The organism is Carboxylicivirga caseinilyticus (genome assembly GCF_050589785.1).
In the GTDB taxonomy this organism is placed as follows: domain Bacteria; phylum Bacteroidota; class Bacteroidia; order Bacteroidales; family Marinilabiliaceae; genus Carboxylicivirga; species Carboxylicivirga caseinilyticus.
Genome location: NZ_JBNGOX010000008.1, coordinates 1 through 13,330 on the forward strand (window position 1 = coordinate 1; position 13,330 = coordinate 13,330).

13 protein-coding genes and 1 tRNA gene are annotated in these 13,330 nt (G+C 35.3%); 6 read left to right on the forward strand and 8 right to left on the reverse strand.

Translation table 11 applies throughout. The features are described 5' to 3' along the window. Window positions 1-92 precede the first annotated feature (92 nt). From ACRD62_RS05915 to ACRD62_RS05940, 6 genes are all read right to left on the reverse strand, one after another. On the reverse strand, window positions 93-1,193 hold the full coding sequence (locus ACRD62_RS05915; RefSeq protein WP_430819208.1) for an AbiH family protein: 1,101 nt from the start codon (window positions 1,191-1,193) through the stop codon (window positions 93-95). A 215-nt stretch (window positions 1,194-1,408) separates the two neighbouring features. Then, a tRNA-Leu gene (locus tag ACRD62_RS05920) sits at window positions 1,409-1,492 on the reverse strand. A gap of 232 nt (window positions 1,493-1,724) precedes the next feature. Continuing rightward, complete coding sequence (locus ACRD62_RS05925; protein WP_430819209.1) at window positions 1,725-3,908, reverse strand: S9 family peptidase; 2,184 nt, start codon at window positions 3,906-3,908, stop codon at window positions 1,725-1,727. 230 nt (window positions 3,909-4,138) lie between these two features. Continuing rightward, window positions 4,139-5,203, reverse strand: a complete 1,065-nt coding sequence (locus ACRD62_RS05930; RefSeq protein ID WP_430819210.1) for a hypothetical protein — start codon at window positions 5,201-5,203, stop codon at window positions 4,139-4,141. 21 nt (window positions 5,204-5,224) lie between these two features. Further along, a complete protein-coding gene (locus ACRD62_RS05935) occupies window positions 5,225-5,941 on the reverse strand; it encodes a hypothetical protein (RefSeq protein WP_430819211.1) in 717 nt (238 codons plus the stop codon). Then, window positions 5,925-6,467 (reverse strand): RNA polymerase sigma factor, encoded by a 543-nt coding sequence (locus ACRD62_RS05940; protein ID WP_430819212.1) that lies wholly within the window; start codon window positions 6,465-6,467, stop codon window positions 5,925-5,927. The genes ACRD62_RS05935 and ACRD62_RS05940 overlap by 17 nt, the downstream gene beginning before the upstream one ends. Window positions 6,468-6,743: 276 nt before the next feature. Between ACRD62_RS05940 and ACRD62_RS05945 the strand changes: the two genes are divergently transcribed. After that, a complete protein-coding gene (locus tag ACRD62_RS05945; protein WP_430819213.1) occupies window positions 6,744-8,033 on the forward strand; it encodes a M28 family metallopeptidase in 1,290 nt (429 codons plus the stop codon). Between the two features lie 28 nt (window positions 8,034-8,061). Beyond that, the gene (locus ACRD62_RS05950; RefSeq protein ID WP_430819214.1) at window positions 8,062-8,520 is read left to right on the forward strand and encodes a cupin domain-containing protein; all 459 of its coding nucleotides are present in this window, start codon (window positions 8,062-8,064) and stop codon (window positions 8,518-8,520) included. A gap of 54 nt (window positions 8,521-8,574) precedes the next feature. On the opposite strand, the gene ACRD62_RS05955 is transcribed toward ACRD62_RS05950, so the two are convergent. Together ACRD62_RS05955 and ACRD62_RS05960 are read right to left on the reverse strand one after the other, a co-directional pair. Then, window positions 8,575-10,347, reverse strand: a complete 1,773-nt coding sequence (locus ACRD62_RS05955) for a hypothetical protein (protein WP_430819215.1) — start codon at window positions 10,345-10,347, stop codon at window positions 8,575-8,577. Between the two features lie 124 nt (window positions 10,348-10,471). Continuing rightward, on the reverse strand, window positions 10,472-11,206 hold the full coding sequence (locus ACRD62_RS05960) for a lysophospholipid acyltransferase family protein (RefSeq protein WP_430819216.1): 735 nt from the start codon (window positions 11,204-11,206) through the stop codon (window positions 10,472-10,474). A 201-nt stretch (window positions 11,207-11,407) separates the two neighbouring features. Between ACRD62_RS05960 and def the strand changes: the two genes are divergently transcribed. The 4 genes from def (at window position 11,408) to ACRD62_RS05980 (ending at window position 13,301) form a co-directional block, all read left to right on the forward strand. Continuing rightward, window positions 11,408-11,989, forward strand: coding sequence for a peptide deformylase (gene def, locus ACRD62_RS05965; protein ID WP_430819217.1), 582 nt, complete (start codon window positions 11,408-11,410; stop codon window positions 11,987-11,989). Between the two features lie 93 nt (window positions 11,990-12,082). Then, window positions 12,083-12,325, forward strand: coding sequence for a hypothetical protein (locus ACRD62_RS05970; protein WP_430819218.1), 243 nt, complete (start codon window positions 12,083-12,085; stop codon window positions 12,323-12,325). A gap of 259 nt (window positions 12,326-12,584) precedes the next feature. After that, entirely contained in the window at window positions 12,585-12,725 is a 141-nt protein-coding gene (locus tag ACRD62_RS05975) for a hypothetical protein (protein WP_430819219.1), read from the forward strand. Further along, window positions 12,726-13,301: a DNA alkylation repair protein gene (locus ACRD62_RS05980; protein WP_430819220.1), complete on the forward strand. Its 576-nt coding sequence runs from the start codon at window positions 12,726-12,728 to the stop codon at window positions 13,299-13,301. Window positions 13,302-13,330 lie beyond the last annotated feature (29 nt).

Genomic DNA, 13,330 nt, shown 5'->3' on the forward strand with positions numbered 1-13,330 from the left:
TGAATCAATATATTATTATGAAAAACAAAGAGGCTAATCGGTAAAGATTAACCTCATATATTTTCCTTTTTAAGTATTACTTCTGAAATCGCCTAGTCTGCATATCTTGGTTGGGGCATTGGTTTACCCTTGGGGATAAGTCTTTTTCTAAAAGTACCTTTATCTTTAAAATGTCTGTAGATATTGTATGTTTTTTCTTTGAAATCAGTACTCCCATCAAGCTTCTTATGGTAAAAGATTTTTATGTATCTGCAGTCTTGATGTTCAAATATTTCATTCAACATAGTTCTATCTGAAACTCCACAAGAATGTCCAAACACATACACCTCAAAAGGACCAGATTCTAAGAAACCTAAAAGGTTTTGATAATTATTTTGGGATACGTATTCGAATGATTTGATATGCTTATAAAGTTCATTTTCATTTAACTCTTCAAATAAAGAATACTCACTATCTAATTCATCCCCATATCCAAAAATAGGTTCTCCGTGTTTATCCATTTCAAGACTACCATGAATATATGTAATTGTGGAAGGAATCGATGAGTTACATACACGTACATATGGTTCTAAAGTATTCGTGTAATTAAAATTTAAAAAAAATAATTCTCCTGGTATTTGATCGCTTCCATCTTCCTCTCCATAAATATCTTCACAAAATGAATCAACCAATGGTTGGATATCAAAAGAATTAGTAAACTCACCTTCCTTCTTTTTAAGATACTCAATAAGCTTGGATTTAATCAAGTCAAAGTCTTTATTTAATGCTATGACATTGGAACTTGAAAACTTCTTTGCTTTTTTTAAGAGACTAAAATATTCGTATTCAATATCTACCCATCCTTTATTAATTGCATTTACATATATATGTCGAAGGAAAGATGAAACTTTATATTCGTGTCCAGGCTCTCGTTTCGCTGAAAAAATTCTATCTATGACTTGGTTAATGTCATTAGATGTTATTTCACCGGAGTAGTGAATCTTATATATAGGATTAGGTTTTCCAATTTCTATCAAATCATCTTTAAAATATGATTCTTTTAAAAATTCTTTAACACAACTCGTTACATATGATGTAATAAAATTCTTAAATGATGTTTCTATTTTATGAGCAAGATCAAACCCATTTCCGACTATTATTAGTCTATTTCTACGATTTAGAATTTTCTTATGTTGCATTTCCGGTGTAGGCATAACAATAAAATTAATTGTAATTTCAATATTATTGATAAATTGTGAATTAGCCACTTATTTAAAAGAATAATTATAATCTATTCCGTATGACAATTAATTATTAAAGTAATGTATAATTAAATATCTCAATTAAAATCTTTATTAATATTTGTGGGGAAAGTGTGGGGAAAATAAAAATCCTAACACTGATAATCAGATTGTTAGGATTTAATATGTGCCCAAAACAGGACTCGAACCTGCACGTCCTTGCGAACACTGGTCCCTGAAACCAGCGCGTCTACCAATTCCGCCATTTGGGCATTTATTACCGTCTACCATCCCGATAGTTATCAGGACTGCCATTTGGGCTTGCGGAAAGCAAATATAATATTTCAGTTTGAAATTATATGAAAGAACCGATCAGAATCATCCAATCGGCTCGTTTTATATTGTTATGTTTTGATCTGTAGATATTTGTTTTGTAGACTAAGATTTACTTTATGGGAAGAAATATTCTATTAGTCTACAGTCTAATAATCTACTAGTCTTATTCTACAGGTTACGCAAAATATAATCTGCCTTCATTCTGTAAAGATGTGAGCGTGTGTTTCCTCCGTAAATACTGTGATTACGGTTAGTGTATGAGAACATGTCAAACTGAATACCAGCCTGAACTAAACGATCAACATATTCGATGGTATTTTGGTAATGAACATTGTCATCTGCTGTACCATGGATAAGAAATAAACGACCTTTTACGTCTTTGGCAAGATTCATCGGGCAGTTTTCGTATCCTTTAGGATTTTCTTTTGGAGTACGCATGTAACGCTCGGTATAAACAGAGTCGTAATAGCGGTAGCTTGTAACCGGAGCAACAGCAATACCAATTTTAAATACATCTGATTTACTTAAACACATGGCTGACATGTATCCGCCATAACTCCATCCCCAGATACCAATGCGCGAAGCATCAACATATGGTAGTCCACCAAAGTATTTGGCGGCTTCTATCTGATCATGCGATTCAATCTCACCCAAATTAAGATAGGTACACTTACGGAATTCTTCACCACGAGCACCGGTACCGCGAGGATCAACACAAGCAACCATATAACCTTCGGTAGCCAGGTACTGTTCCCATCCAATACTCCACTTGTCGAGTACTTGTTGAGAATTAGGGCCACTGTATTGAACCATTAATAACGGATATTCTTTGTTTGGATCGAAGTTTAATGGTTTTACCATCCATCCGTTTAATTCAACACCTTCAGTTGTTTTAAATGTAAAGAATTCTTTAGGACTTAGCTGATAACCTTCAACTCGTGATTTTAAATCAGCATTGTCTTTCAATACTCTTACCAATTTTCCACTACCATCATGCAAGGTTACCAGGGTAGGAGTGGTGGTGTTTGAGAAATTATTGATATAATATTTAAATCCTTTACTGAATGAGGCACTGTTGGTACCTTCTTTATCCGAGAATTTGATTTTCTTTTTTCCATCTGCGCTTATTGCATAAACCTCTCGTTGTAATGGAGATTTTGCAGCTGCCTGGTAATAAAACAGTTTTTTGTTTACATCGTATCCAAGGTAGTCAGTTACATCCCATTCTCCTTTGGTTACCTGTGCCACTTTGGCACCAGCCATGGTGTATAGATGAATATGGTTGTAACCATCTATTTCTCCAACATATACAAAGTACTTATTGTCCTCAGTAAATTGAAGATTGTCTAAAACGCCTTCTCCTATATAATATTCATTGCGATCGGTGAAGATGGTATTACAAATACCTGATGCTGTATTGGCAATCATCAGATCAAACTGGTTTTGATGACGATTGAATTTCATGATACCCAGTTTGCCTTCGGTATAAGTAAAACGTACACGAGGGATATAAATATCTGTTTCATCGCCAATATCCATTGTTTTGGTGGTGCGGTTTTTAATGTTAAAAACGTGTACACTTACTGTAGCATTTTCTTCTCCTGCTTTAGGATATTTAAAACGATACTGATCGGGATATAAAGCGTTTTCTTCGTGTGTTGGATTGGACCCCTGGTAAACAGGAAATGAGTATTCTTTTACCTTCGATTCATCAAAACGGATAAAAGCAATTTCCTGGCTGTTTGGCGACCAGTCATAGGCTTTGTTAAAGCTGAATTCCTCTTCGTAAACCCAGTCTGGAGCACCGTTAATGATGGAATTATATTCTCCATCTTCAGTAATGGCACTTTCGGTTCCAAACTTAAGTTTTTTCAGAAAAAGGTTATTCTCACGTACAAAAGCAACCATTTCACCATTGGGAGAAAAAGACGCTACTTGTTGTTTTCCATTTTCAGATAAAGGATTTAATTCTTTATGAACCAAATCGTAAATGTAATAATCAGCTCTGAATGAATGGCGATAAATCTTTTCGCTGTTGGTATAAAACAATACTTTGGTTTCATCGGCATTTAATTCGTAGCCATCAATATATTTTACCGGACAATTATCAATGGATTTTAAATCCAGAATGGTAGCCACTTTCTTTCCAGACTTATACTCATACTTCTCGATTTTTGATCCTTCTTCAAGGGTGGTAAAATGAATACCATCATTCATCGAGGTTAAACCATAAACCGAACGGGCATAAAAGGTTCCTTTTGTTGTGAAATCATCCAGTGTTACTGTCTTTTTCTGGGCGAAAACCAATGCAGGTAAGGCCAGAAAAATCATTAAATAAAAAAGCTTGCGCATATGATTGATTGTTTTAATGATTTTAATTAGCAGATCTATAAGAAATCCAAAACTAATAAAAAAGTGCTTCTTATAACAATGGCAAATGACAGGGTGTTAAAAAACAATATGTTTTTATGTTTCGATTGTTACTTATTTTGTTTATATGACAACCAATAATTAATCAGTAAAGGGTGACAGTAAACTTAATTACCAACACCCTTTTTATTAAGATTAGATTGAAGTCAATTCTACATTATTGAAATCGATACATTGATTCCGGGATATACATTTTGAAAAAAATCGTTGAAATAAATTTGAGGTCCAACACCTAAATGTTTATTCAATCGGGTATTTAAACCTAAGCGATAGGTGTTGTTGGCAAAAAACTCACCTCTTTGTTTAGTCATAAAACCAAAAGTTAACCCAACCCATTCATCTTTACCAATGGTTCGCGAAAAGTTATACGAATAGCCCAAGTCAATAAATTCATTCACATATTTCTGGTCAGGTGTTGTAAAGTTATACATCCATTCGTAGGTAAAGCTAAAGGCATGTTTGTCAATTCCTTTTCGTGTGAATATAATCGCTGCCTGCGCATTAAAACTTCCTAACCATTGGCCTTTCAGACTTTGCAGGCCTGAACCAGCTGATAACTGGATCACATCCATTGGACCTCTTGCAATATCAATTTTTATAAGGTCAGGCTGTGCGTTACTATCAATTCGAATGTATGCTGTAAATAACTTGTTACTGGCATATTTATTTTCTTTTTTACTTAGTAATTCTTCTACATTTTGAATAATCTTTTCAAAATCATACAATAGTAATTCATCCAGCTGTTCGATTGAGTTGAAATGTATAAATGCTTTGTATTGATTAAAGTGATTGTTGGACGATAATTCCAGACGGTGAATTCGTTTGTTGATTAGTATCTCATTACTTAGAGTTGAATCTTTTAAATAAGCTGATTCATTCATGGTTAATATGATGGTTGTGGGTGCCTGATATTCATCAAATGTAATGGAACTGGCAACCTGTTTTCCATCGCCTTTTTTGTAAATAAACTTAACAGGGTGATCTGCATTAAGTTCGTCAGTATCCAGTTTTTTAAAGTCGTTAAGAAAAGACTCCAGGTACGTTTTAACTTCTTTCAATACAATTACATCTTTTGGTTTTTGGAAATACACCAATTGATCTATTTGTACATTATTAGGCATAATCAGGCGCAAGGTATCTTTGCTGCTTTCCTTGGCTTGCAAGGCTGGTATAAGTATGGTTGCCAGCAACAGTGCTATGGTTGTTTTTTTAATCATCTTAGTTTTGTTATTAGATTATTATCGAAAAGAAAAAGTACGTCGGATAGGGGCTGTGCCGGCAGGGCCATTACCGAGTTTTAGCTGCACTTTTTCTTCTTCTGTTTCGTTTAAAGAAATAGCTGATCCGTTTTCTTTTGATGAAGCAAGCATCTGCTGATCATAGTTAATATCAAAGGTTGATTTAGTCTTCATCTTGTTGATTACCGTTAGGTATTCCTGTTCCATGTCATCCATATTATTCAGCAGTTTTTGAATGCTGTCGTTCAAATCGGATGTGGCTGTTGATAATTCCTGAAGCGATGCTTTTAAGTTCATATTCTCATTTTCTAGTGTTGCCAACTGGGTTTGCATCTGTAACTGATTCTGGTTGCAATCCGGATCGGGAATCTTTTTTTCTTCCACCACCGTCACGTATTTTATTTCTTTCTCATATTTAGTTGTATTAAGAGAGTCGCGCAGTTTTTTCAGCTCTTTTTGCTGTTTAATTTGTTCCGACAAAAGCATATTATTATCTAACCGGGCCTGTCTGCTGCTGATGATTGCATAACCCAGACTACCGCTCAGCAGCAGAATAATAACAATAGCTGCAACCTGCATTATACGATAATGCCAAAGAGGAACGGTTTTGACAGATAATCTAGCAAATATTGCTTTTTTATTAAAAGCCAGAGGAGAAGGTTCATTCTCCCATTTTTCAATGGCCTTGCGTATATTGTTTTCATCGAATGGCTGCATAGTCATCTTCGTTTTGCTGAATGTAAGTCTTTAGTAAATTGCGGGCTTTGCTTAACTGCGATTTGGATGTTCCTTCCGAAATGGAAAGCATTTCACCAATTTCTTTATGCGTATATCCCTCAATTACATATAAATTAAAAATGGTACGGTAACCATCGGGTAGTCGTAATACCATCTTCACAATATCTTGCTCGTGAAGGTGTTGATCGGTTCGTATTGGCGATTCTTCAATGTGATCAATCAAGCTGATGTTATCCTGAAAGCGGACATGTCTCCTAATTTCCATCAACGATTGGTTGATTGTAATTTTTCGTGCCCATGCTTTAAAGGCTCCTTCTTCTTCAATGTTGGTTGAGTCGATTTTTTCAAAGATGTTTAAAAAAGTCTGCGACACCACATCTTCCACCAGATGTGTTTCTTTCAGGTAACGATAGGCAACCTTGCATAGATAATCTGAATAAAGTTCAAACACCTTGAACTGTGCTTTGCTTCGTTTCTTTTTTAAATCTTTAATTAGTTTCTTCACTTGTTGGGCAATGTGTTTACTAAGATAAATGCAGGCTTTGTAAAAAGGGTTGCCTGAGGGAATTATTTTTTAGCCATTAGCTAATCGCTGTCAGCTGATAGCTTTTAATGAATCAGAGTGTTTTTATTATTTCCTAATATAGTTGAATAATTGATTCATTTTGGAAAGTAATTTTATGTTAGCTATTTTTAAAATTGTCAAATTTAATTCTGACTATTTGTCAACAGGTTCTATGCCTGTTTAACTTTTAACCACTAACTCTATAATAAAAGCGAAATGAGAAAGTTTTTTATTTCTATTAGCCTTTTGTTTGTGCCATTCCTGTTTTATGCACAAGACCTGAACTATGCAAAAGATATTATTCAACAACTTGCATCACCCGGCTTTAAAGGTCGCGGATATGTTGAGAGCGGGGAAAAAATAGCAGCAGAATTTATCAAGGCGGAATATGAGAAAATTGGATTGGAACCGTTCGGAGCAGACTACTTTCAAAATTTTACGGTTGATGTGAATACTTTCCCTGCAGATCTATATTTCAAAACGAACCAGGTAATATTAGAACCGGGTAAGGATTTTTTAATTGAGCCTTTATCACCTTCTATTGAAGGGACATTTAAAACTTACATGGTAAAGAAACAGGATTTGACTGATGATCAAAAAATTAATGAAATAATACAAAGCTCTGTAAATAAGATTTTGGTGATTGATGAACGGGAATATACATCCACTAATCCTGAAGAAAAGAAGAAACTCAATGGAGTTATTGCCACTCTTAAATATAATCCGCAAATCAAGACCTTAGGAACTATCATTCTAACAAATGATAAATTAACATGGGGTGCATCTACAAAACAGGGGATCAAACCGATTTTGATTGTTAAAAAAGAAAAGGATTTTCAGATAGGAAAAAAGGTGGAGTTAAAGATTGATGCAGAGTACATCCGTAATTACAAAACACAAAATATTATTGGCTTTATTAAAGGGCAGGAGGTTCCTGATTCGTTTTTAGTTCTAACGGCTCATTACGATCATCTGGGCAAGCTGGGTAAGAATGAATACATTCCTGGTGCAAACGATAATGCAAGCGGTGTTGCTATGTTGTTAAATCAGGCGAAGTATTTTAAAGAACATCCACCAAAATATTCGATTGCTTTTATATGTCTCGGTGCAGAAGAGTTAGGTATTCTAGGTGCTAAATACTATACCGAAAATCCTTTATTTGATCTGAATTCGATTAAATTTCTGGTTAATTTCGATTTAGCGGGTACTGGTGAAGAAGGCATCAAAGTGGTTAATGCAACCGTCTTTAATACTGAATTTACTATACTGAAAGAGTTAAACCAGGCAAATGATTATTTAGTTGATGTCCAATCACGTGGAGCAGCTTGTAACAGTGATCATTGTATGTTCTATAATAAAGAGGTTCCATGTTTTTACATTTACACCATGGGAGGGATTCAGGCTTATCATGATATTTATGACAGGTCGGATACGCTACCTTTAACTGAGTTTGAAGACTATGCTCAACTGATGATTGATTTTTTTGAGAGTTTTTCAACAAGATAAAACCTATTGTAACCTAAAATATACCTTTATGAAAAAAGCAGAAATAATATCAGATGGTAAAAATCATACTGCTATTGACCTGGGAGAGCTGGAGGATATTAAATCCTATTCATTAATTCATCCAAAACTGAGGACTGAAATAAAAGCTAAAGTGTTTGTGAATAAACATACCGGTGCAACATCAACCGAGATATCTTTTACAACCTTGCCGCCAAAATCTGAATTAGGATATTTTCATATTCACAACAAAGACGAAGAAATTTATATCATTATTAAAGGGGTAGGATATTATCAGGTTGATGAGGAGTGTTTTCCAATTAAAGAAGGTAGTGTTATTCGGGTTGCTCCGGAAGGGGTGAGAAGCTTATGCAATACCTCAGATGAAGACATGATTTATATTTGTGTGCAAGCCAAAGAACATTCGTTGGAAGAACACACTACCGATGATGGCCGCAGAGTTGCATCAACGCCCAAATGGGATTTATAAAATAAAAGCCGGGAACATTGCATTCCCGGCCTTTATAATAAAGAAATTGGTGTATTATAATTCTGTTTTTATGCTTGGATTTTTGTGAAGCATCTGTTCAATCTCATCCAGAATTTCTTTTTTCTTTTCCTTAAACAGCTCATTATAATAAGCTATTCCGTCAAAGATATTTTTCTGGAACGATTGCAATTGTTTCAACTCCTTTTTGTCATCAGGTGATTTCATAAATTTCTCGATGCGCTTTTTAAAGATATCAAGATACATGCCCAACTCCTTCAGAAACATATGAGGGCGATGACGATCGTCCAGCATATTGGTACGTCCGTAAATGTGATCAACCATCTCTTTCAGACTCATCTTCTTTGAGAAGTAAGCCAGATTAGGTCCTGGACAAACGGTCACCTTATCAGTAGGTTTAACCTCAATATTCTTCGCCTCTAACAATGAAATGCCCAGTCCAACACAAAGGCATTCTTTTTCTATGATTTCATCGTAGGCTTCCTTGTAATCTTGAGCATTCAGATTCAATGCCTGAAGATCTTCCAGTTTTTGTTTTTGGTATTGTCTTGAAGCAGTACAAATTGGTTTGTCTGTATATTCAGTATTGTATTTCAAAAACTGTTTGGTACAAGGCATTCCTGCTTTGCCTTCCTTGGCATATTCCAAACGCTGAATACTCATACTTGCACCCTTAACACTGTTAAAAGGCACTCCCAGAGGTGATAATCCTGAGAAGTAAAGGTCATCTTCTTTAGCATCAGCCAGTAGCTGAAGAGTTGTTGGATCGATGCTTACAGCTTCGGGTACCAGCATAAAAGGTGATCCCCAGCCAACACCATCCATTTTGTAGTGATCCATTAAAAACTGATGCTCTTCATTGGTACCCACACCACCCTGGGCAGTTATTTTAATTTCCGGGTTCTCTGCCGGTTGACTTAATTCCTTTTTTGTCAAGGCATCAGTATAAACACCTTGGCATGTTGTCAATAGTTCATCGCGCTTCTCTTTAAACTCATCCAATATTGGGCCAAATAGCACACCATTCGTTGGAAAAGCATGACCACCACAGTTTACGCCAGATTCAATCCGATACTCGGATACCCAGAGTCCTTTTGCAGCCAACATTTTACCCTGAACAAGAGCCGAACGGTAGTCGCTTACTTTCAAAATGATTTTCTTTTTGATATTTCCCTCAGAATCAGGAAAGAAATCATCGAACTTTTCAAGATAGGAGTATAGACGAGGACTCATACCGGCAGACAAAACCAGTGATGAAGTTAACTTACTGTTGGCAAATCCACGCAGTGCAGCATGTGCATCGTTGTATTCGATTGGTAGTTCCTCACCGCCTTTATAATTGGTTTTATCCAGTTTAGTCATAATATTTACATCGATATCACCGATAGGTAAATGATTATGAATCCAATGCATCAAGTCATCTTTAACCTCTTTGCTTTTTTCTGCCAGATTCCATTTTTTTGTGAAGTCAGTCAGGCTTGGTAACATACCAATGTATTTCTCAAGCTCACCTCCTTTATCAAAGGCTGTTTTTTTAAGATCGGCTACTTTTTTGCTTACGATATCATCTACCATATTAAGATAAGATGTGATGCGCTTGGCTCTGAAGTCTTCAACTTTTTCTGAAATCGCCTGAAAAGGCAGGTTGAACTGCTTACTGTAGAATTCTCTAAGCTGTTCCATCAATGCGTCATCCACCAACGAAATAACCGAAGATATTCCTAATGGTGCCACCTTAATTGGTGTGTCCAACGTGTAGCCCAGTCCTAACACAGGTATGTGAAAGGTGTGCTTTTTAAATATGTTCATTTGATCAATGGTTAATATAGAGTGCCAAAGGTAACGTTATGGCATTACATATAAAAACAATCAGGATGATCTTTCTTATTAATTTACAGTATATTAGAACAAATGAGTCGTATGTTCGAAAAGACTATTGATTCAGTTCATTCTTCATTTTTGAATGAATGTCTTTAACCATTTCCTCAATGTCCTGACCCTTAGGTTCAATAGGATCCAGAACCGTGTACGTAATGGTTTGTCCAATCATCATCGGAAAGGTACCTTTAGCAGTTAACCTGTCGTGACCATTAATAACAAAAGGAACGATTACAGCATCAGGTATGGTCCTTAACAAGGTTTCGATACCAGCTTGTTTAAATGGTTTTAGTTTACCATTCTTACTTCTTGTTCCTTCGGGGTAAATACAAATGGCTTGTTTGTTTTGTTGGGTTAATCGGCCCACTTTAAATATTTCTTTCACAGCCTGTGATCGATTTGATCGATCGATCAGGGCAGATTTGCCATGCTTGAGATTATACGAAATGCTTGGAAGGTTTTTTGCCAGTTCAATTTTGGAAATAAAACGAGGATAATGTTTTCTGAAACCATATACAACAGGAGGTATGTCATACATGCTCTGATGATTTGCAATAATGATCATTGGTCTGTCAGCTGGTAATTTTTCGAATCCCTTAAAAGTCACCTTTGATCCTAAGATATAAAGACCTTTTACAAGAAAAAAGTTAAGTATATCCACTACTTTTTTTCGGCCTTTATCCCCAAAAATCCAATGGGCTAAAACCTGTATCGGATGAAAAATACCCAGAAATAATCCGTAATAAAGGTGAAAGAAAAATGTTAATATGTAACTGGCAATTAACTTCATTATTTTTTTGATAAAATTGATCGACGTATGATTCCAGATAACAAAAGAACAAAATAATATGTTATCAACACCTTTTTATGTAACAAAGCTTATTGAAATCAGTTTGATTAAATATTCTTATCAGTTTATATCAACCTTTATTTAATTGGCTTGTTGATGTTTTATATTTATTTTTGCACCCCGTAAACAAATAATTTAGAAATGGCATTAGCAGTTACAGCATACGGAAGTAAAGTGTTGAGAGAAGTTTGTGAAGAGATTACTCCTGAATTTGAAGGATTAAACACCCTGATTGATAATATGTGGGAAACCATGTATGAGGCTGGGGGAGTTGGTTTGGCTGCTCCACAGGTAAATAAGGCCATTCGTTTGTTTATTGTTGATACGGTGCAGGTTTTTGAGGGGATGGATGAAGAAGATAAAGCCGAATTATTCGAAGATGAAGAAGGAATAAAAGAAGTCTTTATCAATGCGCGCATTGTAGAAGAGTCGGAAGAATGGTGGGCAGATCAGGAAGGATGTTTAAGTTTGCCTGATTTGAATGGTGAAGTTGAGCGTGCATGGTCAATAACCATTGAATACAACGATAGAGAGTTTAATAAACTTACAAAGACCTTTTCAGGATATAATGCCCGTGTTATTCAGCATGAGTACGATCATACCGAAGGAATATTATATATCGATCATGTTTCGGGCATCAGTAAACGCTTGATGAAAAACAAACTGAATCAGATTGCCGAAGGAAAAATATCTCCTAAGTATCGAATGCGATTTGCAAAGTAATTTTTCAGACATAAATATTACCGTTTCATACATATCTGTTTTAGCTTTTTTTTGTTGAAATACTAGATTTGAGTTAACCTAAAGTTGACTCTTATGCGTTTTAAATATTCAACCTGGACAAAGAAGCTACTCTCCACGCAATCAGAATTAGATAAGATTGATCAAATGACAGTGCACAATCTGGATGGTAAGGTTGTTGTGTATACTGCAAAGGATTTGCAATTGTCCTTAATTGAAAAGATCCGACAATCTCATTTTTTATTTGTAGTGGTAAATTATGTAGGCGGATATAATACCATCTTATGCCCTGAATTTATATCATACGATGAGATTTAATGTTCCTGAAGAAAATATTGTCGTTTTAGACAAAAATTATGCAGCTTCGTGCATTTTTTGTTGACATTATAAGTGATTAAAGCTTTTCTTTGAATTATTAAATCAAGAGACAAGTGAAATTAAGATATTAAAGATCTCCATCTGAAAGGATTCTCCCCGAGTCCTTTCACTCACTCTAGTTTGCTCCATCTTCCCCAAGGTGGAGCTTTTTTTTATACTAATCATTTGCTAAATTGGTGGTTAGCAAATCTCAAAAACAATGGATCCCAAGAGCTTATTTAATGAAATCAGAGAGTACTGTATTGCTAATGCAGATCAAACGATAGTAGAAAAATATGGGCGTTACTTTAAAGAAGGATATGATGCCTATGGATTGACCACAGAAATTCTACTGGCCTAAGTGGATGAAATAGCAACCAGAGAAGAGGTGGATCTTGATTTGGTGTTGCAAACAGCTGAACTACTCGTACCAACTGGTAAATATGAAGATACAATTTTTGCATTTTCCCTGGCCAGTAAATTTAAAAAAGACTTTACCAAAGATACCTTTTCAGCCATCGAAAAATGGTTTCTAATTGGTATAAGCAATTGGGCTCATACAGATACAATATGTGGTGAATTAACTCCCTATTTTTTAGATAAAGGAATAGTGACATTGGAAGATTTTGATTCGTGGCGCATAGCTAAAAATAAATTTCAGCGTAGAGCTGTTCCTGTCAGTTTTATTAAACCATTCAAAAAAGGATATGATCTGAATCTTTTGCTGGATTATATCGATCCTTTGATGATGGATAAGGAGCGGGTTGTTCATCAGGGATTAGGATGGTTTTTGCGTGAATGTTGGAAGAAAGATCCCATGCCAGTTGAAAGGTTCTTACAAAAATGGAAAAATGATGCAGCGCGTTTGATCTTTCAATATGCAACAGAAAAAATGACAAAAGAATATCGCCAAAATTTCAGGAAAGAAAAGAAATAGGGTTTGATTTTCAGATTGATTTTAGTCTG